The sequence below is a fragment of the Solibacillus sp. FSL W8-0372 genome (assembly GCF_037969735.1).
GTDB classification, from domain to species: Bacteria; Bacillota; Bacilli; order Bacillales_A; family Planococcaceae; genus Solibacillus; species Solibacillus faecavium.
This window is the reverse complement of sequence record NZ_CP150204.1, coordinates 3464538-3483846: the sequence shown is the minus strand read 5'-3', so window position 1 is coordinate 3483846 and position 19309 is coordinate 3464538. Positions and strand designations below refer to the sequence as shown.

Sequence of the window (19309 nt, the reverse complement as noted above, 5' to 3'; positions counted from 1 at the left end):
AGGAGCATCGCCAGCCTCTGCCTTATGAATAGACCGAACGAAGGAATGTACGCGCAATTAGACGCCTAGAGACATGGGAGGGTCCGTCATCATAAGCAACGCAGAGATCCAAATGTGCATCAATATACGGCACTAGATCAGGATAGCTATTACCAATTAATGGATCATCCTTTAGCGAAGCGTTCGGACGCATTGTAAAAAAAATCAAGAATTACAAAATAACGATAGATGTATGTGTCATAAAAAAATTTTTTGACACTCAGAAATGGCGCTAGCCATTGATATATCAACATTTATAGAGGGAGGGGAAAGGAGGGAATGTTTATGAGCATTCCTTCCATTAAGCGATGAATAATTTTCGAAATCCATATGTAGACCCCGACTCATTTCAAAATAAGGTTTATGATAATTATAAAAATCAAACTATTCCCCAGGACATTCATTTCTCTTTTAACAATCAGGGAGAATTCGAAGAGCGGAAAACCCAGCATAGTCGAAAAAATAAACAAGCTGATAAAATCCTAAAAAATGCCATCTATATAAATAATCAATTAGAAAGCATAACGGACCCAAAACCGGTTATGTTTTCACCACCTAAAGTTGACTCCATACAAAACCCTTTAAATGAAGATCCTGTAGATAAGTTAATAGTTAATAATAATCAAAATAAAAAAACAGAAAATGAAAAAATGGACAAGAAAGATGTAGTTTCCGATTTATTCGAGGAATTTTCTAATATGCTTGAAGATAATCCTTCTATACAAGAAGAATTTACAACTAATCAGGAAAATCCATTTGATAATGATACTGCATTAATTACGCAGGAAAGCACATCTATGCCTGAAAATAAATTAGCTGTTGATAACAATAATGCGGATACTGAAAACAGTGTTCAAACAAAAAACGAAAATTCCAGAATGCTATTTGCTGAATTTCATTCGATGCTAGATAAGCGTAACAATGATTTAATATCTGAAGAGGAGAATAATAAATCATTCAATAATAAAGACACTATTGATGAAAAAGTGCTCCTCATGTTTTTAGAAAATGATGAGATGCAAGAAGAAGACTTGTATAGTGATAGGAATGAAGAAAATATGGATGCGTTAAATGAAATTACCGATCCTATTGAAGAAAAATTCCTAACTATGCTTTCAGAAAATGATGAATTGCAGGAAGAAAATCAGGACATCACCATGTTTGAAGAAGAGGTTGATGAATTGAATGAAACTGCCGACCTTATTGAAGAAAAATTTCTCACCATGCTTACAGAAAGTGATGAATTGCAGGGGAAAAAGAGCGATGAATTACTTGAAAAAAAGCAAGACAATCAAATGAATGAAGAAGATATTAGTGAATTGAATGAAACTACTGAAACTATTGAAGATGAATATTTTACTATGCTTACAGAAAGCGATGAGCTGCAAGAAGAAAAGCAAGACAGTTTATTTCCAAGCTTGGAAGAGAAAAAATCTGGTGAAAAAGAAGCTTTATCAAATTTTAGGGACATCCATTTTATTAATAATATTGATAAGAGAAATACAGCAACTGTAAAGATGAAAGTATTACTGTCTAGATTGGAAACAGAAATAGATATTGTCGAAACAGTTAAATTGTTAAGGCCAATTGAAAATATAGGAAAAGTTGAATGGTCCATACAATCTCTTGATTGTAAAGTTGTATTACCTTCAAAAACAGTCTTTCTAAAGGGTGAATTCGTCGCAGATATTGAATTTAGCAACAAAGGATTGGAAAGTAGAATACGATCAATTAAAGTCTCTATTCCATGGTCAAAAACATCAAGTATTAACTGGTTAGTCGTCCCGGATTACCCTCATAGTAGCCGAAATGAATTTCAGTTCCAATCTCATAATGAACATACATCCAGTTTCCATTTTGAATCTCACCATAAATTTTCAGAACCTATTCATAGTCATTTAAAACAAACTGATTTTGTTTGGCACCAAGAATTAAATTTAAAAGATAAGCATCTTCAAGTGAGTGGTGTTGCTCAATTGTCTATTGATTTTGTGCAGGAACAATATATAGAACTGGATTGCTACTCGAAATAACATTGAGTAGCTTTTTTTTTGGGGGAAGGAGGACAGGCTTTTTTTACATAAAAATGTGTTAATTTGACACATTAAAAGCTTGGAATTTCAGTTAAGTATAATTCATTACAGACCATAAGAGCTTATTTCTAGAATCAAAGTTAGAGTGAAAAAGATTGACCTTAAGTTTAATGAATTACTAAAAGTTTTCCAAAATTGAATCATCTGACTATTTGACTGGCCTACGTCCTAAAATCATCCGTTCATATGTTAGGAATGTAGAGTGAATAACTCTAACAAAATTGAAAGGGGTTTAGATAATGACAGATCAACATTATTCAAGTAATGATGGCTTTCCAATGAAGGATAGCTATCCAAAACACGGAAAAGGTCAAAGCAAAGGGGAGGATCTTGGGGTCAAATCAAATCAACAAATTCCTGTAACTGATTCCGACGTAACTTTAGTTACATCTCCACTACCAACACCTACTTTTAAAGTTCCAGTAGTACTTGCAGAGCGAACTCTTCAAATTGTCGTAGAATCAGATATTTCACTTTATCCGCCAGCTACGGAGATTAAAAGAGTTAAAAAACATGTATTTTTAGATCAAGTTAAATTAGTACCAGTAGAATTCGCACCAATTGGTACAACTGGCTTTTTCACAGTTACAAGAGCGAAATTATTTGTAGGAGGACATATTCGTAAAAATATTGAATATGCTTCAGCAGATTACAATGCACCACTACAAGATCGAATCGCAAATGTTCGATTCTCAGGTTTTGCAGAGTTAACAGCTGGTGATTTCATAAATCCACCTATCTTTGGTGTATCAGAAAATGCAGAATCTAATTTCGTTAATGAAAAAACTCAAATGGATGCTCGTTTGGATAAATACTTCTTCCAAAACCTTGTGAGATACAATGAGCAACCATACGGTGAGTTACTTGCTGCCAACTTCTTTGAACTTGATTTTTCACCGCACTCCACTTATCATGATGGATCTTTCCACACATTGCGTGAAAAAATTGTACTTGACCTTACTTTAAAAGTATTACAAGTTCAACAAATTAACGTGCCTGGTGGTGGCGTTGTATCAGTAGTTCCTGACCTTCTTCCTGGTATCACTCCTCCTCCTGCAGCAGAATAAAAGTAAGTTAGTTTTTAAGAAGCATCCAAAGTCGTTTATGCGATTTTGGGTGTTTTTTTTGCTTGAAAAAGAAGGGGGTGGTTGATTAAATAAACTAACCTGCCTCTGAATGGAATAAATAATTCAACCCATACTAAACTGATAAATTAAATTGTAGGTGAATTCATGAAACGTAAAATAATAATTACGTTAATTTTTTTAATGTTTATCTGTACTGTTCTTGTACTAGCAGTTTCTGTATCTCCTATCAAAGATTTGGATGATGTTTCAGTAAACTCAAGCGATAAACCCATTATTTTAATCGCTGTAGATTCATTAATGAGTGATCCGTTACAAAAAGCAATTCAAGAAGGAAAAGCACCAGCCTTTGAATTTTTGATTAACAATGGACATTATAATCGGGAAATCATAAGCTCTTACCCGACGATGTCGGTCACTATTGATAGTACATTACTCACAGGCACTTATTCGGACCAACATAACATACCGGGGCTGATTTGGTTCAAAGAAGACGAAAATCGGATGATTAGTTATGGAAGCGGAATCGGTGAAATATGGAATAATGGGGTAAGAAATGTTGTCCGGGACAGTGTCATTCATCTCAATGAGAATCATTTAAGTAAAAATGTCCAAACGATTCATGAAGAGATGGCAATTCGTAAACTGCCATCAGCTTCGATAAATGGTCTATTATACCGTGGAAGTTTTGAACATCGACTAAACGTTCCGAGGCTCATAACAATGACTAAACTCTTACCAAAAGAAGTTAAAGTAAATGGACCCTCCTTATTTTCACTTGGAGCACTTTCACAATATAGCCCAGAAAATAACCGTCATAAATATGTATGGAACCGCCTGGGTGTTAATAACAAATTTACAGCTCAGGAAGTAAAATACTTAATCGAACAAAAGAAGTTACCACCCTTTACACTTGCTTATTTACCGGATGCGGATGCCTCTATCCATAAACATGGACCAGAGGATTTAAAGGGCATTGAAAAAGCAGATCAGGCACTTCAAGAAATATTAAGTAGCTTCCCGTCCTGGGAGGAAGCTATTCAAAAGGCAACATGGGTTGTACTGGGGGACAGTGGCCAATCTTCCGTGGGCAAAGATAAGGATCATTCTTTAATCGATTTAAATAAATTATTGAACAATTATACTTTTTGGGAAGGGAAAAAGAATGATGGTCAATTAGCAATAGCAGTTAATGAGCGGATGGCATACATTTATGTGAAAGATCCGCAGGTCAAAATTTTAGAAGTGGTGAGAAATTTAAAAGGTGAAGAACGTATTGGCTTTATTGCGTGGAAAGATGATCAAACAAACTATGTTGTAAACTCAGTCAGTGATGAGGAATTAACATTTTCACCAAATGGCAAGTATGTGGATGACTATGAGCAATCATGGCAGATTGCCGGGAATACTTCTATCCTGGATTTGCAGCTGACTAATGAAGGACACATTCAGTATCAAGATTATCCGGATGCGCTTGCAAGGCTACATGGCGCGCTTCACTCACAACTTGGGCGTGTCATTATCGTGGATGCCAAACCTTCCTATGAATTTATAGAAAAGCATAGTCATGATCATGCAGGTGGCGGTGCACATGGCTCTCTTCATAGAGCAGATTCTATTGTTCCGATGATTGTTACAGGTACGAATGAATCTCCGCTACCCAATCGCCTTGTCGATGTGAAAAAGTGGATTCTTCAATTATTAGGGGATGACTAACAATGTTTTTTGGTAGAGAACGAACTCCAGAAAAGGAATTCGTTCTTTTTTAATCCTTTTAGAATATTATATTGTGCTTAATAATTGTCCCGACAACATGAATAATCAGTTCTATCTATAACAATTCTGTGTCAATAAATAACAAAAATTAACATTATATTCAAAAAGTTTATTCGTTGGGCTCTGTATACTTGAAGTAATACTACACACGTAGTAATTACTTTTAATGGAGTGATAATCATGAAAGCAGCACGTTGGTATAAAGCAAAGGATATTCGGGTTGAGCAGATTGAAGAGCCTCAGGTGACAGCAGGGCGTGTCAAAATTCAAGTCGCATGGACAGGTATTTGCGGTAGTGATCTTCATGAATATGTAGCAGGACCAATTTTCGTTCCAGTAGATGCACCACACGCAGTAAGTAAAGAAGTGGCACCAATTGTCATGGGCCATGAATTTTCTGGTACAGTTGTAGAAGTGGGGGAGGGTGTTACAAGCGTAAATATTGGTGATTTAGTTGTAGTTGAACCGATTTTAGCATGTGGCAAATGTGCCGCCTGTTTAAAAGGGAAATATAATGTTTGTAAACACTTAGGATTCCATGGTTTATCGGGTGGCGGAGGCGGTTTATCCGAATTTACAGTGGTTGATGAGCGCTGGGTACATAAAATGCCAGAAGGATTATCTTTAGAGCAGGGTGCTTTAGTAGAGCCGGCAGCAGTCGCATTACACTCGATTCGTATGAGTAAATTAAAAGCAGGCGATAAAGCTGTTGTCTTTGGTGTAGGTCCAATTGGTTTATTGGTAATTGAGGCATTGAAAGTAGCGGGTGCATCGGAAATTTATGCTGTAGAATTATCGGAAGAGCGCGGAGCGAAAGCGTTAGAACTAGGTGCAACAGCCGTTATTAATCCTGCTGAAGAAGCTGATGTAGCAGGTAAAATTCAGGAGTTGACAAACGGTGGCGCAGACGTAGCATTCGAGGTTACAGGTGTACCAATCGTATTGCAACAAGCAATTGATTCCACTTCATTCGAAGGTGAAACAATCATCGTGTCGATTTGGGAAAAAGAAGCATCTATTCAGCCAAACAACATCGTATTATCAGAACGTAACGTAAAAGGGATTATCGCGTACCGTGATATTTTCCCGGCTGTTATGCACCTGATGACAAAAGGCTACTTCCCGGCGGACAAATTAGTTACAAAACGAATTACATTGGACGAGGTTGTTACGGAAGGCTTCGAAACATTAGTAAATGATAAAGATCAGATTAAAATCCTTGTCTCTTCTAAATAGAAAAAACGGCTTATCCTACTAGAGGATAAGTCGTTTTTCAATACTCTGAATAGCAATTTAACCACATCAGTGTTTTATTGGTGGGGCTGTATTCCATTCATCTTTTATAGAGACGTGCAGTTCAAGATTACGGTTTATAGAGGCAAAAAATACATCGCTTAGCTCATTAATCCCTTGTTCGGATAATTGCTGTATTAACCATGCTTCGTTAAGATTTATCTCTCTTAGAACCTCCGAATAGATAGTTCCTTCTATAATAACTGGAAAGGCCATAGAGGACTTAAATGACCCTAAATTCAAATCTTCTCTAGTCACAGTAGTTTTCTCAGGCTTTTTTAATACACTTAAAGATCCACTCGGTTCTATAATAGCAGTTTCAACTTCACTAATATCAAATACATCCTTTTCTCTAAGCATTTGAAGAATGTTATCAATTGAGTATCGGATACTCTTAAGGTTATTCGTAATAAATTTCCCATCTTGTATCACAACAGTAGGTTCAAGTGTTAAAAGCTTACCAACTTTCCGATTTGAAATTTTCCAGTTTGCCACAACTCTTTGAAATAGTCCAATAAAAATGATTGCTATAAAAGTTGGTGCGTGTTCAATGTTTGGGTCAGCAATATCAGCTCCTACGACTGCTCCTAGTATAATTACAATCAAAAAATCAAATACGGGTATTTCCCCAATTGCCCGTTTGCCCATGAATAGGGTAGTAAACAACAGCAAGGGTAAAATAGTTAGTATTCTTGCCAAGACAATAAGAATATCTTTTATAAAGTCAAGCATGTACGCACCTCAATCTTCCAATATTTACTTGAAAAATAGATTATCTCTATAGACAACGTTTCCATTTCGAGCGTTTAATATTACGACTTTAAATATTTTATAAAAATAAGATATGAGGTGTGGTACAAAAGATCATTCCAATCTCAATGTAAAAGTATTACTTTCATTTTTGGATAATTAAAACTTATTAAATAAACAATTAAAATAGAAAAACCCGGAATTATAAAAATTCCGGGTTCTGAAAATTCCTCAGCTAGAGGAATCGATCTTAATAATTAATCAAATTTACCATTTGTCACTACATCATCTATCTTAAGATTTAATACATCTTGAATTTCTTTTGCTTTTAAATCCTTAGCTTTATTCATAATTTCATTAACTTCGTTACCAAAATTCTCTACATCTGCATTAGCTTCCTTTACTTCTGCGTTCGCGGCATCCTGAGCATCATTAGCATCTTTTAACTCAGTATTAGCCGTTTCAATTATTCCCTCAGCTTTAGTAATTTCGCCATTAGCCTTGTTAATTTCTTCATCTCCCTCTTCTTTTAAATCATACACAGTATCTTTAAATTCTGTGACTGTATTATTTAAGTCTTCTATTAATTCTGCATCTTTTTTAGCTTTAGCTACCGCTGCATCTAATTCAGTTTGAAGCTGGTCTCTTTGTTTAACAGCCTCATTATACTTAGCAGTTTGTTCTTCAAGTTGAGCTTGCGTGTGATTTAGCTTTTCTGTAGTTTCTTTAAGGTCAGCGTTAGCTTTATCTAATTCTGCTTCCAATTCTGCAATCCGAGCTTTCAAGTCTTTTATAAATGTAGTAGCTTCATCAAGTTTAAGTTTAGTATCTTCTAACTCTTTTAAAGTAGCTGTATTAGAAGCAAGCAGTTGATTGTAACTCAACTCTAAAGCTTTGAAGTTATTACCAACTTCTTCTAGACTTTTCACTAGTCCAGATATTTGCTTATCTTTTTTATCAATTGTTGTTTGCAATTCGGAAATTTTGCCATTAAGCTTTACAACGTCGCCTTTAAGATTGGTAATAGTAACCTTCTGACTAGCTATAAAATTATTAGCTTTTTTAATTTTAGCGTTAGCATCCTTTTGAAGTTCCTGAACTTTATTGATTAAGGCTTGTTGATTTTGATCGTATTTTACTACTTGATCCGTTTGAATAGAAATTTTGCTTTTAATTGCATTTAATGTTTCAGAACCATCATACGCAACAACTGTTAATGATGCTGATGTAAGTAAAGTGCCTGCTAAAATTAGTGCTTTCCCTGAAAAATAACCCATTAAATAATTCCCCCAATAATATTATTTGTATACTACAATCCAAATTAGTAGTAATTACCATATTATACTCGTGGGTTATATCTTTTATGCCTAATTTTAGTGAGAATTTTACTATAGTTAATTCTACTTTTTAATATTTTAAATATATTATGACTAATAGCATATATATAATTCTTTTAAAATGTTAAATTAACGTCAATTAAAATAAATAATTGATGAATGTAAATTTAAAAGACTGAGTTAGGATTGAGATTTAATCGAGAGAACATTTTTAGCAACTATGGTTAAAGATTAAAAGTGGGAAATATAAAAAAAGGGTAATATATTTACAAAGATTAGGAAAACTTGAAATGAGACATGGATTATAAATTCCCATTACCAAAGTTACTCATTTATCTCATATACTAGCTGAGGATATTATTTTAAAACCTGCTTATATTAATGGAAAAGGGAGGTGCGATAATGACCCAGATACAAAATAAACTGGAACAAATGAAACTTGAAATAGCAGCCGAGTTTGGAATTGATAACTACGATTTAATCGATAAAGGTGAACTGCCATCTAGAGTGAACGGTAAAATTGGCGGTGAAATGACTAAAAGACTTATTGAATTAGGAAAAATGCAATTAGTTCAGATGACGCAACGAGAATTAGTACCTATAGAAGTAAAAAGGGAAGATGTTATGAAAAAGCAGCTTATGCTTCCTTGGCCAGAGGAGTACCACGGAGATTTACTGCCGATCCCTGGACATTATGATTCCCCAAAGAGTAACTTTTATAATTAATTGGCAAGAAAATTGGTATATGAAAAATGCTTAGATATGAACTAAGCATTTTTCTTTTTTTTTGACATGGATAAAAAGAGTACATTTACAAATAATATTGTGAGACAGTAAGCAAAATTTTATTATAAATTGGAGGAAAATATGGGGAAATTAGATGGTAAAGTAGCGATAATAACAGGAGCAGCACAAGGTATGGGTGCCATGCACGTTCGAAAATTTGTGGAGGAAGGTGCAAAAGTAGCAATTACTGACCTTAACTTTGACGGTGCGAAAAAACTAGCGGATGAAGTAGGAGAAAATGTAATCGCTCTTAAATTAGATGTGGCAAGTGAAGAAAATTGGATAGAGGTTGTAGCAAAAACTGAAGAAACATTCGGTCCTATAAACGTGTTAGTTAACAATGCGGGAATTGGGATTTTCAAAACATTGGAAGAACTAACTGTAAAAGATTTTGAATTAACATTTAAAGTAGATGAGCTTGGCGTATTTTTAGGGATGCAAAAAGTTCTTCCTTCTATGAAAAAAGCGGGCATCGGTTCTATTATTAATATTTCCTCTGTAGATGGCTTGGTCAGTGCGCCTACAGCTATTGCGTACAGTGCCTCTAAACATGCTGTAACTGGTATGACGAAGGGTGCGGCTGCAGAGCTTGGGCAATATAACATTCGTGTAAACTCTGTACACCCGGGAATTATTAAAACACCTATGGCAGATCAACCAGATGTGGAAGAATATCTTAAGCAACTTGAAAAGGATATTCCTTTAAGAAGAAGAGCAGAAGTAGTAGAAGTTTCTAATTTAGTTGTATATCTTGCATCTGATGATTCAAGCTATTCGACAGGAAGTCAATTTGTAGTAGATGGCGGTATGATTTCTGATCTATAAATAAAATTATTCGAGCCTGGGACAAAACGAAAAACATCCATTTTTTCAAGAAAAAAATGGATGTTTTTCTGCTTCTGCCAGAATTGATTTCCGTTACGGGGACGCTTTCCAGGGCACGGCCTTACACGATCGTCTCAGGCGTCGGTGCTCCTGCGGTTACTCGTCGCAAAATAAATTTCGCTGTTCCCCCAGGAGTCGCCCCTTCACTCCAATCAATTCATATAATATCAATTTCTTCATAAGAGTATTTCCCTTTTACAAAGAAATTTCTACTTATGTCCCAGCCTCTTTTTTTTCTGCTTTTTAAAGGGAGGAGCAATCTTAAGAATTTTAATAGTTTTATCTTAAGATTTACAGGCTATGATAAATGAAGGAGTTTTAGGAGGCAAGCTTATGAAAAAAATTTTAAAAGTAGCATTTTGGATTGTATTATTATTCTATGCTTATTTATTAATAGAAACGGTATTTTTTGCGCGGGATGCGAGACGAAGCGTTAATTTAGTTCCATTTGATATGATAACAGACGAGGGCTTTACATTAAATGTATGGGGGAATATTCTTATGTTTATTCCGCTAGGTCTCTATGCTGCAAATTTTTTGAAAAAATTTAATTTCTGGAAAGCAATGTGGGTAGTTATTGGCGCAAGCTTGGGAATTGAAGTATTCCAATACATTTTTAAGCGCGGAGTAAGTGATATTGATGATTTATTGTTAAATACAATGGGTGGATTAATTGGGATTAGTATTTACCTAGTAATAAAAGTAATGTTCAAAACGAAAGAGCGGGTGCATAGTGCCATATCGGTTCTGTCACTTGTAATTGGGATCCCGGTATTTTTATTAACTGTAATTCTATTTCTTTATAATTACTAGTATTAAATGTATAGAGTGTAAAATTTCGATAAAGGGAGTGAATCTATGGCAAAGATTATTATTATAGAAGACACCGAAACGATAAGAGAAGAACTAAAAAACTTTTTAATTAGGTATGGCTATGAAGTAGTTGCCTTAACGAACTTTGAAAATATCATAAATGATACACTAACAGAAGAACCAGAACTTATACTATTGGACATCAATCTACCTGTGACAGATGGATACTATATATGCAGAGAAATAAGAAAAAAATCCGATGTACCAATAATTGTAGTGACAAGCAGGGATTATGAAATGGACGAACTTATGAGTATAAATTTAGGTGCGGATGATTTTATAACAAAGCCATTCAATACTCAAATACTCTTGGCAAGAATAGAATCGATATTAAGAAGAGTTCATGGAAGCCACATTCAGGATATTATTACGTATAACGATCTAAAGTTGAACTTATTAAATGGATCTGTGACATATAACGAAAATACAGCAGAATTAACGAAAAATGAACTTAAAATACTTTCCTGCTTAATTAAAAGTAAGGGGAAAATTGTTTCAAGGGATGATTTAATGGATTTTATGTGGAATGCGGATATTTTTGTCGATGATAATAACTTATCTGTTAATGTGACTAGACTAAGGAAGAAGCTTGAAGGAATAGGGATGCAAGATAATATCGAAACTAGACGCGGATTAGGTTATATTCTGCCATGAAATTTAAAGAATATTTAAAAGAGAGAACGCTGTTTTTGGTGCTGAATTTTATACTATTCACCATAATAGGTGGGATTATGCTACTGATTAACAGTAGCTGGAACCTCATATTATTGACTTTCTGTATTTGGTTTTTCCCTATACTTTCCTATATAATTTTAGAATTTATTAAACAGAAAATGTTATATAACGAGTTAACCGGCATTATAGACACCTTGGATAAAAAATATTTGTTGTCCGAGATTATGACCGAACCAGAAAACATTGAAGGTAAACTTCTATATGATATATTGCGTCTGGCAAATAAGGATATGCATGAGCATGTAAAGAAGTACAGAGACCGGGAAAATGAGTATAGAGAATATATAGAAACATGGGTACATGAGATAAAAACTCCGATTGCATCAACTCGCTTAATAATAGAAAACAATCCAAGTGACACTACCCGAAATATTCATGATGAAATAAAAAAGGTTGAAGAATACATTGAACAGGTTCTATATTATTCAAGAAGCAATAATGTCAGTAAGGATTATATAATTAAAGAGGTGTCTTTACCTGATCTTGTCAAAAGGGTAATAAAGAGAAATTCGAGAGATTTTATTAGCAAAGGAATCGCCCTCGATATTAATGCGGTAGATGGTGTGATATACAGTGACGCCAAATGGCTGGAATTCATAGTGAACCAACTGGTTGGAAATGCAACTAAATATATTGCGCGACGGGATGGGAAAGTAACAATCAGTACAATTAAAAATGAAAATAACATTATACTTACTATAGAGGATAATGGTATTGGTATTATAGATAAGGATTTAAATAGAGTTTTCGAAAAAGGGTTTACAGGAGAGAATGGCCGAAAGTATGGACAGTCTACTGGGATTGGCCTTTACTTATGCAAAAAACTTTCAGAGCAGCTTGGTTTAGGACTTACCTTAACTTCTAAAGCAGGTGAAGGAACAAAGGTTAGCATTGTCTTTCCGATTGGAAGTGTAAATTTACTGAATTGAATCATTAAAAAAACGGATGCCTGACTAATAAGTCGGACATCCGTTTTTTTATTTCCAATCTTGCAAAAATGTAACTTTATTAAAAGATAAACCGATATGTAGCGCTAAGTAACCTTGTTATGATAATGACAAGAAGTGAACAGGAGGAAATTAAAATGAATAAATTGGTTATTGCAGTAATAGCAATCGTTGCTGTTTTATTGATAGGGACTTATAACGGGTATAATTACTATAATGGTCCAAAAATTGTAGATGGTGTTACTTCAGGAAGTGTCGATGGAAAAGGTAATCCAATAGATTTTACAAACAAATTTTCACATGGAGATACAGTATATTTCTCTGCAGAAGTTAACCGATTTTGGATAAAAGAAGCAAAGGTCATATGGTATAAAGATCAAGTCAAAACATCAAATAGATTGCATGTTGAAGAAAATATAGTTTTAAATGATGCAGGGTATTTTACTGCTAAGCTAACGATTCCCGATGATGCCAAAGAAGGCCGTTACATGGTAACGATATTTGTAAAGGGTAGCCCAATTAGCGAAACTACCGCTGAATTTTACGTGAAAAAATAGAGTGCTTTATGAATCAGGAGTGTGGAGGGAAAGCAATGAACAGTATATTAACCGTTGAAAAAATCGAAAAATATTTTGGGCATAAAGGAAATGTAACAAAAGCAATCGACAATATTAGCTTTCAAGTAGAAAAGGGAGAGTTTGTAGGAATTATGGGTCCGTCAGGTAGTGGCAAGACGACCCTTTTAAATTGTATTTCTACTATTGATACGATTACAACAGGTCATATTAATATCAATAATAAGGATATTACAGTTCTTAAGCGAAAAGCTTTGGAAAATTTCAGACGCGATGAGTTAGGTTTCATCTTCCAAGATTTCAACCTGCTGGATACACTGACTGCCTACGAAAATATCGCATTAGCTCTTACAATACAAAATAGAGGGACTAGAGAAATTGATCGTTTGATTAAAGATGTTGCTAAGAAACTTGAAATTGCTGAGCTATTAAATAAGTTTCCTTACCAATTGTCGGGAGGGCAAAAGCAGCGAGTAGCCTCAGCAAGGGCATTAGTTACAGAGCCTTCACTCATTTTGGCGGATGAACCAACAGGGGCTCTTGATTCTAAATCTGCAAGACTGCTTTTAGATACATTTGAAAAGCTGAACAAAGAATTCGAGTCTACAATACTTATGGTTACTCATGACGCCTTTACAGCTAGCTATGCTCACCGAATTCTCTTTATTAAAGATGGACGTATTTTTAATGAACTGATACGTGGAGACGATACGAGAAAGGAATTCTTCAATAAGATCATTGAAGTTGTAACTTTACTTGGAGGGGATGCGGGGAATGTTTTATAAAATTGCGCTAAATAATGTGAAAAGAAGCTTTCGGGATTATTCCATCTATTTTTTAACATTAACCATTGCCGTCTGCATATTTTACAGCTTCAATTCCTTTGAAGAACAGACAGCCATGCTGGAAATGGGCAAAAGTACCTCGGAATATATGTTAACTTTTAATAAACTAATCGCTGGAACATCAATATTTGTCTCTTTTATTCTTGGTGGATTGATTACTTATGCCAACAATTTCTTAATTAAAAAACGAAAAAAAGAATTGGGCATATATATGACCCTCGGAATGTCAAAAGGTAAAATTTCTAGAATCCTAATATTTGAAACTTTATTGATTGGTCTTATATCCCTAGTAGTAGGGACTGCACTTGGAATTATTGTTTCACAAGGCTTGTCAGTAATTACAGCCCAACTATTGGCCGTTGAAATGAGTCAATATAAATTTGTTGTTTCATTTGGAGCAGTCATTAAAACTGCTGTTTATTTTGGCATTATTTATCTTCTTGTCATGATCTTCAATCAAGTGACAATTTCGAAATATAAATTGATCGACATGCTGAATGCAGCGAAGAAAAATGAAGTAGTAAAACTAAAGAATGCATATGTCTCCATTTTTACCTTTCTTATATCTTTAATTGTTTTGGCAATTGCATATGCACTTATACTAGAAAATGGGATGAATTCTGAAGGGATTTTATTGATAGCAGCTCTTTTGATGGGCGTTATTGGAACGTTGCTATTCTTTTTCAGCCTATCCAACTTCATGATTCATATTGTACAAAAGAATAAGAAATTATATTTAAAGGATTTAAATATCTTTATTTTAAGACAGATCAATAACAAAATTAATACGAACTTCGTCTCAATGACTGTAATATGTCTGATGCTTTTTTTAACGATTACCCTTTTATTTACTATGTTTAGTTTTAAAAGTACCAACGATAAAATGGTCGAAGGAAATACTTCTTTTGATGCTTCATCGGTGCTCATTGCCAATGATAAACATCAAGAAGAAGAGAACGAGATAGAGAACTTTTTAGAAAAAATTGACTTTAAATTTCAAGCGGATGAAAAACATACTTTTTTTAGTGAGTATAAACTAACGCTTACTTTAGAGGATCTGTTAACAAATTATTTGAGTGAGCAGGAACTGCTAGATTTTCAGAAAAACTATATGATGGGTGCCTTATCTGCTGTTAAAATATCGGATTATAATTCCAGTGTCCAGCTTAAAGGGCAGAAGCCTATTGAGTTAAAGGGTAACGAAGTATTGATCGTATCGAATTATGGCCATATGAATAAGGCATTGGATAAGTTTATGGATAATGAAGACATCATCAACATTGAAGGCAAAGACTATACGATTAAAAATGATATACCTATTGCAGAAAATATATTGACTACTGCCACGGCTCTATCCTTCTTTTATCTCATCGTTCCGGACGATTTTTCCGGTGAGCTGATATTAGATAAAACAGGCTTTAATGTAATGTTTGAAGGTATCGATCCTAAAAAGTCAGAGGAAAAATTTACTGATTTATTTACTAGTCTTTGGAATGATAGTACTGTAGATGGTATTAATTATTTAGTGCTTGGGAATACAATTGACCAGGTAAATACAAGAGTACATGGATTATCAGCTACAATTGTTTTTCTGGGCATTTATTTAGGGCTTATCTTTCTAATATCGAGTGCTGCAGTAATGGCATTGCAACAGTTATCTGATGCTAGCGACAGCTTGGAACGCTATCAATCTTTACGGAGAATTGGCGTCACAGAAAAATTAATTAACAAAGCGATTTTAATTCAAAACCTGATTTATTTTGCGATACCTTTAGGGTTAGCTATTATTCATTCCATCGTCGGAATTAGTATGGTTAACGAAGTTTTCAAGACTTACAGCCAAAGTATAATAGGGAGTTCCATGTTCATAATTATATCAGCGCTTCTCATAATATACGGAGGATACTTTTATGCAACGTATGTAGGCTTTAAAAATATTGTGAAAAGTAGGAATTAGTGATAGTAATTAATTTAATTAAGTAAGGTAAGTAAAACAAAACGCATCTTCATTTGAGAGGATGCGTTTTGTTATGGAATTCAAATTTGTCTAAAATCCAAACTTACTCAAAATAAACGAATATCCTTCAGCAAGTTCACGTAGCTGGTTGAAACGTCCGGATGCGCCAAAGTGACCGGCACCCATGTTTGTTTTTAATACAAGTGTATTGTCGTCTGTTTTAAATTCACGAAGACGGGCTACCCATTTCGCAGGCTCCCAGTAGCCGACGCGCGGGTCATTTATACCTGTCGTGATATACATATGTGGGTAAGGCTTTGCTTCTACATTGTCGTATGGACTGTAAGATTTCATATAGAAATAATCGTCTTCATTTTGCGGGTTGCCCCATTCGTCCCACTCTAAAGTTGTTAATGGGATTGAATCATCCAACATCGTTGTGACAATATCGACAAACGGTACTTCTGGAACAATGACTTTAAAACGATCTCCTGCCATATTAGCTACAGCACCGACTAACAAACCACCAGCACTCCCGCCGCGAGCTGCAATAAGTTCAGTTGTTGTAAATTCTTGCTCGATTAAATAGTCTGCGGCATCGATAAAGTCTGTGAAACTATTGCGCTTTTTCTGCATTTTTCCATTAAAGTACCACGTGCGTCCTAGCTCTGAACCACCACGTACTTGCGCAATTGCAATTATTACCCCTTTATTAAGGATAGGCAGGCGATAGGCGCTGAAAAACGGGTCACTACTATAACCATATGAACCGTAAGCATTTAAAATAAGCGGTGCGGGTCCGTTGTTAAGAGCATCCTTTCGATAATGAAGTAGTATAGGAACCTTTACTCCATCAGCTGCTGTTGCCCAAACTTGCTGCTGTACAAATTGATCACGGTCATATTCACCTGTAACAGGCGCCTCTTGTAAAACTTCCTTTACTCCCGATTCAATATCAATACGGATTGTCGTCTTAGGAGTTAAAAATGATTCGTATTGAACTAACACCTCAGTTGCTTCATAGTCTTGATTCGAAACTAGCGATACTGAATAAATATCCTCATCCCATTCTAACCGAACAAGAGAATCGCCTTCGATACGCCAAACCTGCTTTAAGCCATTTTCACGACCTGTTACATAGACGTGACGTTTAAAAGGATAAATATTTTCCATAAACCGATTTTCGTCGTAAGGAACAACGGAGGTACGCTCATTAAAGTTATCTAATGGACAACGAAGCAGTTTGAAGTTTAGAGCATTTTCATTCGTTAGTACTAAAAGGTCGTCTTCCCAATGCTCTAAGTCGTATTCAATACCTTCACGGCGTGCTTCAAATAATTGTGGGGCTACTAGTGGCGAATCCCCATCAATTAATTGTATTTCTGAAGTTGTAGTAGATTGCGAAACAATAAAAATAAAGCGGTTACTTCTTGATTTGTTAATATATAAATTAAATGTTACGTTGGATTCTTCAAATAAAAGGACATCTGCTGTATTATTAGTCCCTATTTCATGACGCCATACTTGATAGGGTCTTTGTAATTCGTTTAGCTTCACATAAAAAATGTATTGTCCACAGTTACTCCATTCAACACTACTGTAAATATAAACGTTTGGAATTTTATCTTCTAGCAAATCACCAGTGTGTAAATCTTTTATAAATAGAGTATAGCTATCTGTTCCGTCACGATTTTCCAAATAGGCAACATAGCGGTGATCTGTTGAATAACGCTGCTCAGTAACATTTAAATAGTCATCATTGTGAGCAAGAGCATTTTCATCTATTGTAATTTCTTCTTCAGAAGATGCTAATGCCATACGATTCTCTGCACGTTTACGAGCATATATAGGATATTGTTTTTCCTTTTCTGAACGATAGTAATAAAAGTAAGGTCCCTTTTGAACAGGTACCTGGCTCTCTGAAGCAGGAATACGTGCTATCATTGCTTCATAAAGCTCGGAAGTTAAAGTTTCCAATGGTTTCATAACCTCATCATAATACATGTTTTCCTGTTCTAAATAAGCGATTACTTCTGGATTGGATTTATCCTTCATCCAATAGTATTCATCATGCCGAACGTCTCCATGCAGCTCAAACGTATGAGGTATTTGCTTTGCAATTAGTTTATTCATCTATAATTCTCCCCCTTGATATAACCCAATAATTTCGATAAATCTTTGGATAATCCTCTAAAAAGCTACAATTTCCTTGTTTGCAGGAAGAGTTCACCAAATAGAAATGGAGAAGCTATAAACATTTCATTTTTAAGGATACTCTAAGGCTTTTGGTTCAAAATAAACAAGAGAGGGTATAAATGAATTTGACCTTTAATGGGGATATCCCGTTTAAAATAATAACCAGCTCAGTGGGGAGGTAAAAAATGAATGTCCTAGATTGCATCGTTATAGGCGGTGGACCATCGGGGTTAAGTGCAAGTTTGATTTTAGGTAGAGCTAGAAGAAAAATTATGTTGTTTGATGATGATACAAACAGGAATACAATGACGCAAGAATCGCATGGATTTATTACTCGAGATGGTATAAAGCCTCAAGAGTTTAAAGAACTGGGTTTAAAAGAACTGGAGAAATATCCTTCTGTCTCGTTCGCTCATGCAACCGTTACTGAAATAATTAAGGATAAAGGTAATGAGAGATTTTTTGTCAAAGCATCCAATGGACAGGAGTATGTTACTGAAAAGATTATATTAGCTACCGGTATTCAAGAAGTATTTTCTATACAAGGGATAAGGGAATTTTACGGGAAGAGCTTATTTAGTTGTCCGTATTGTGATGGCTGGGAGCAAAGAGATAAGCCATTGATTGTCATTGCAGAAAAAGAAAAGCATGCACTCCATCTGACTAAAGTTATATATAATTGGTCGGAGGATTTAGTTGTTTTAACGAATGGAATAACACTCTCTCCAGAAGGTACTGCAGAGTTACAAAGACGCAATATCAAAATAATATCTGACCCAATAAAGAATTTAATAGGGGAAGATGGTTATTTACAGAAAATCGAGTTTGATACTGGGGAAACGATTTTAAGGTCAGGTGGATTTGTGGCACCAATTTATTATCGCACGAATCAATTCGCTGAAAAACTTGGGTGTGAGTTGGATGAAGACGGAAAAGTTAAAACAGATGGCGTTGGCAGAACAAGTGAGAAGAACATATATATTTCGGGAGAAACTGAAAGAAACAGACCTTCCTCGCTAATGATTTCAGCAGCAAAGGGTAATAAAGCTGCAGTTTCCGTAAATACTGACCTTACGATGGAACGCTTTTAAATGTTAAAAAATAAATGGCGCTATCCAAAATACATTGGATAGCGCC

16 protein-coding genes are annotated in these 19309 nt (G+C 35.0%); 13 read left to right on the top strand and 3 right to left on the bottom strand.

Going from position 1 to position 19309, the window contains the following annotated elements; translation table 11 throughout:
• The first annotated feature begins 347 nt into the window (after positions 1-347).
• From MKY13_RS17845 to MKY13_RS17830, 4 genes are all read left to right on the top strand, one after another.
• Positions 348-2072 carry a hypothetical protein gene (locus MKY13_RS17845; protein ID WP_339214244.1) on the top strand — a complete coding sequence of 575 codons (1725 nt, stop codon included), beginning with the start codon at positions 348-350 and terminating at the stop codon, positions 2070-2072.
• A gap of 338 nt (positions 2073-2410) precedes the next feature.
• Complete coding sequence (locus MKY13_RS17840; RefSeq protein ID WP_191701032.1) at positions 2411-3199, top strand: CsxC family protein; 789 nt, start codon at positions 2411-2413, stop codon at positions 3197-3199.
• A 165-nt stretch (positions 3200-3364) separates the two neighbouring features.
• Positions 3365-4933 carry an alkaline phosphatase family protein gene (locus MKY13_RS17835; RefSeq protein ID WP_191700933.1) on the top strand — a complete coding sequence of 523 codons (1569 nt, stop codon included), beginning with the start codon at positions 3365-3367 and terminating at the stop codon, positions 4931-4933.
• Between the two features lie 240 nt (positions 4934-5173).
• Positions 5174-6229, top strand: coding sequence for a 2,3-butanediol dehydrogenase (locus tag MKY13_RS17830; protein WP_191700934.1), 1056 nt, complete (start codon positions 5174-5176; stop codon positions 6227-6229).
• 66 nt (positions 6230-6295) lie between these two features.
• Here MKY13_RS17830 and MKY13_RS17825 read toward each other — a convergent pair whose 3' ends face one another.
• Positions 6296-7018, bottom strand: coding sequence for a DUF421 domain-containing protein (locus MKY13_RS17825; protein WP_191700935.1), 723 nt, complete (start codon positions 7016-7018; stop codon positions 6296-6298).
• Positions 7019-7293: 275 nt separating this feature from the next.
• Entirely contained in the window at positions 7294-8313 is a 1020-nt protein-coding gene (locus tag MKY13_RS17820) for a hypothetical protein (protein WP_339214241.1), read from the bottom strand.
• A 462-nt stretch (positions 8314-8775) separates the two neighbouring features.
• Here MKY13_RS17820 and MKY13_RS17815 point away from each other — a divergent pair, with 462 nt between their 5' ends.
• The 8 genes from MKY13_RS17815 (at position 8776) to MKY13_RS17780 (ending at position 15976) form a co-directional block, all read left to right on the top strand.
• Complete coding sequence (locus MKY13_RS17815; protein ID WP_318245219.1) at positions 8776-9099, top strand: alpha/beta-type small acid-soluble spore protein; 324 nt, start codon at positions 8776-8778, stop codon at positions 9097-9099.
• A 141-nt stretch (positions 9100-9240) separates the two neighbouring features.
• Complete coding sequence (locus MKY13_RS17810) at positions 9241-9984, top strand: glucose 1-dehydrogenase (protein ID WP_191700938.1); 744 nt, start codon at positions 9241-9243, stop codon at positions 9982-9984.
• Between the two features lie 393 nt (positions 9985-10377).
• On the top strand, positions 10378-10857 hold the full coding sequence (locus MKY13_RS17805) for a VanZ family protein (RefSeq protein ID WP_191700939.1): 480 nt from the start codon (positions 10378-10380) through the stop codon (positions 10855-10857).
• 45 nt (positions 10858-10902) lie between these two features.
• A complete protein-coding gene (locus MKY13_RS17800; protein WP_191700940.1) occupies positions 10903-11571 on the top strand; it encodes a response regulator transcription factor in 669 nt (222 codons plus the stop codon).
• A complete protein-coding gene (locus tag MKY13_RS17795; protein ID WP_191700941.1) occupies positions 11568-12581 on the top strand; it encodes a sensor histidine kinase in 1014 nt (337 codons plus the stop codon). Before MKY13_RS17800 ends, MKY13_RS17795 begins: the two co-directional genes overlap by 4 nt.
• A gap of 155 nt (positions 12582-12736) precedes the next feature.
• Positions 12737-13156: a hypothetical protein gene (locus MKY13_RS17790; protein WP_339214237.1), complete on the top strand. Its 420-nt coding sequence runs from the start codon at positions 12737-12739 to the stop codon at positions 13154-13156.
• A 35-nt stretch (positions 13157-13191) separates the two neighbouring features.
• On the top strand, positions 13192-13959 hold the full coding sequence (locus MKY13_RS17785) for an ABC transporter ATP-binding protein (protein ID WP_191700943.1): 768 nt from the start codon (positions 13192-13194) through the stop codon (positions 13957-13959).
• Positions 13949-15976 carry an FtsX-like permease family protein gene (locus MKY13_RS17780; RefSeq protein WP_191700944.1) on the top strand — a complete coding sequence of 676 codons (2028 nt, stop codon included), beginning with the start codon at positions 13949-13951 and terminating at the stop codon, positions 15974-15976. The genes MKY13_RS17785 and MKY13_RS17780 overlap by 11 nt, the downstream gene beginning before the upstream one ends.
• Positions 15977-16066: 90 nt before the next feature.
• Here the strand turns inward: MKY13_RS17780 and MKY13_RS17775 are convergent, their stop codons facing one another.
• Positions 16067-18109 carry a S9 family peptidase gene (locus MKY13_RS17775; protein WP_339214233.1) on the bottom strand — a complete coding sequence of 681 codons (2043 nt, stop codon included), beginning with the start codon at positions 18107-18109 and terminating at the stop codon, positions 16067-16069.
• A gap of 248 nt (positions 18110-18357) precedes the next feature.
• Here MKY13_RS17775 and MKY13_RS17770 point away from each other — a divergent pair, with 248 nt between their 5' ends.
• Positions 18358-19263: an NAD(P)/FAD-dependent oxidoreductase gene (locus tag MKY13_RS17770; RefSeq protein ID WP_339214231.1), complete on the top strand. Its 906-nt coding sequence runs from the start codon at positions 18358-18360 to the stop codon at positions 19261-19263.
• The last annotated feature ends 46 nt before the right edge of the window (positions 19264-19309 follow it).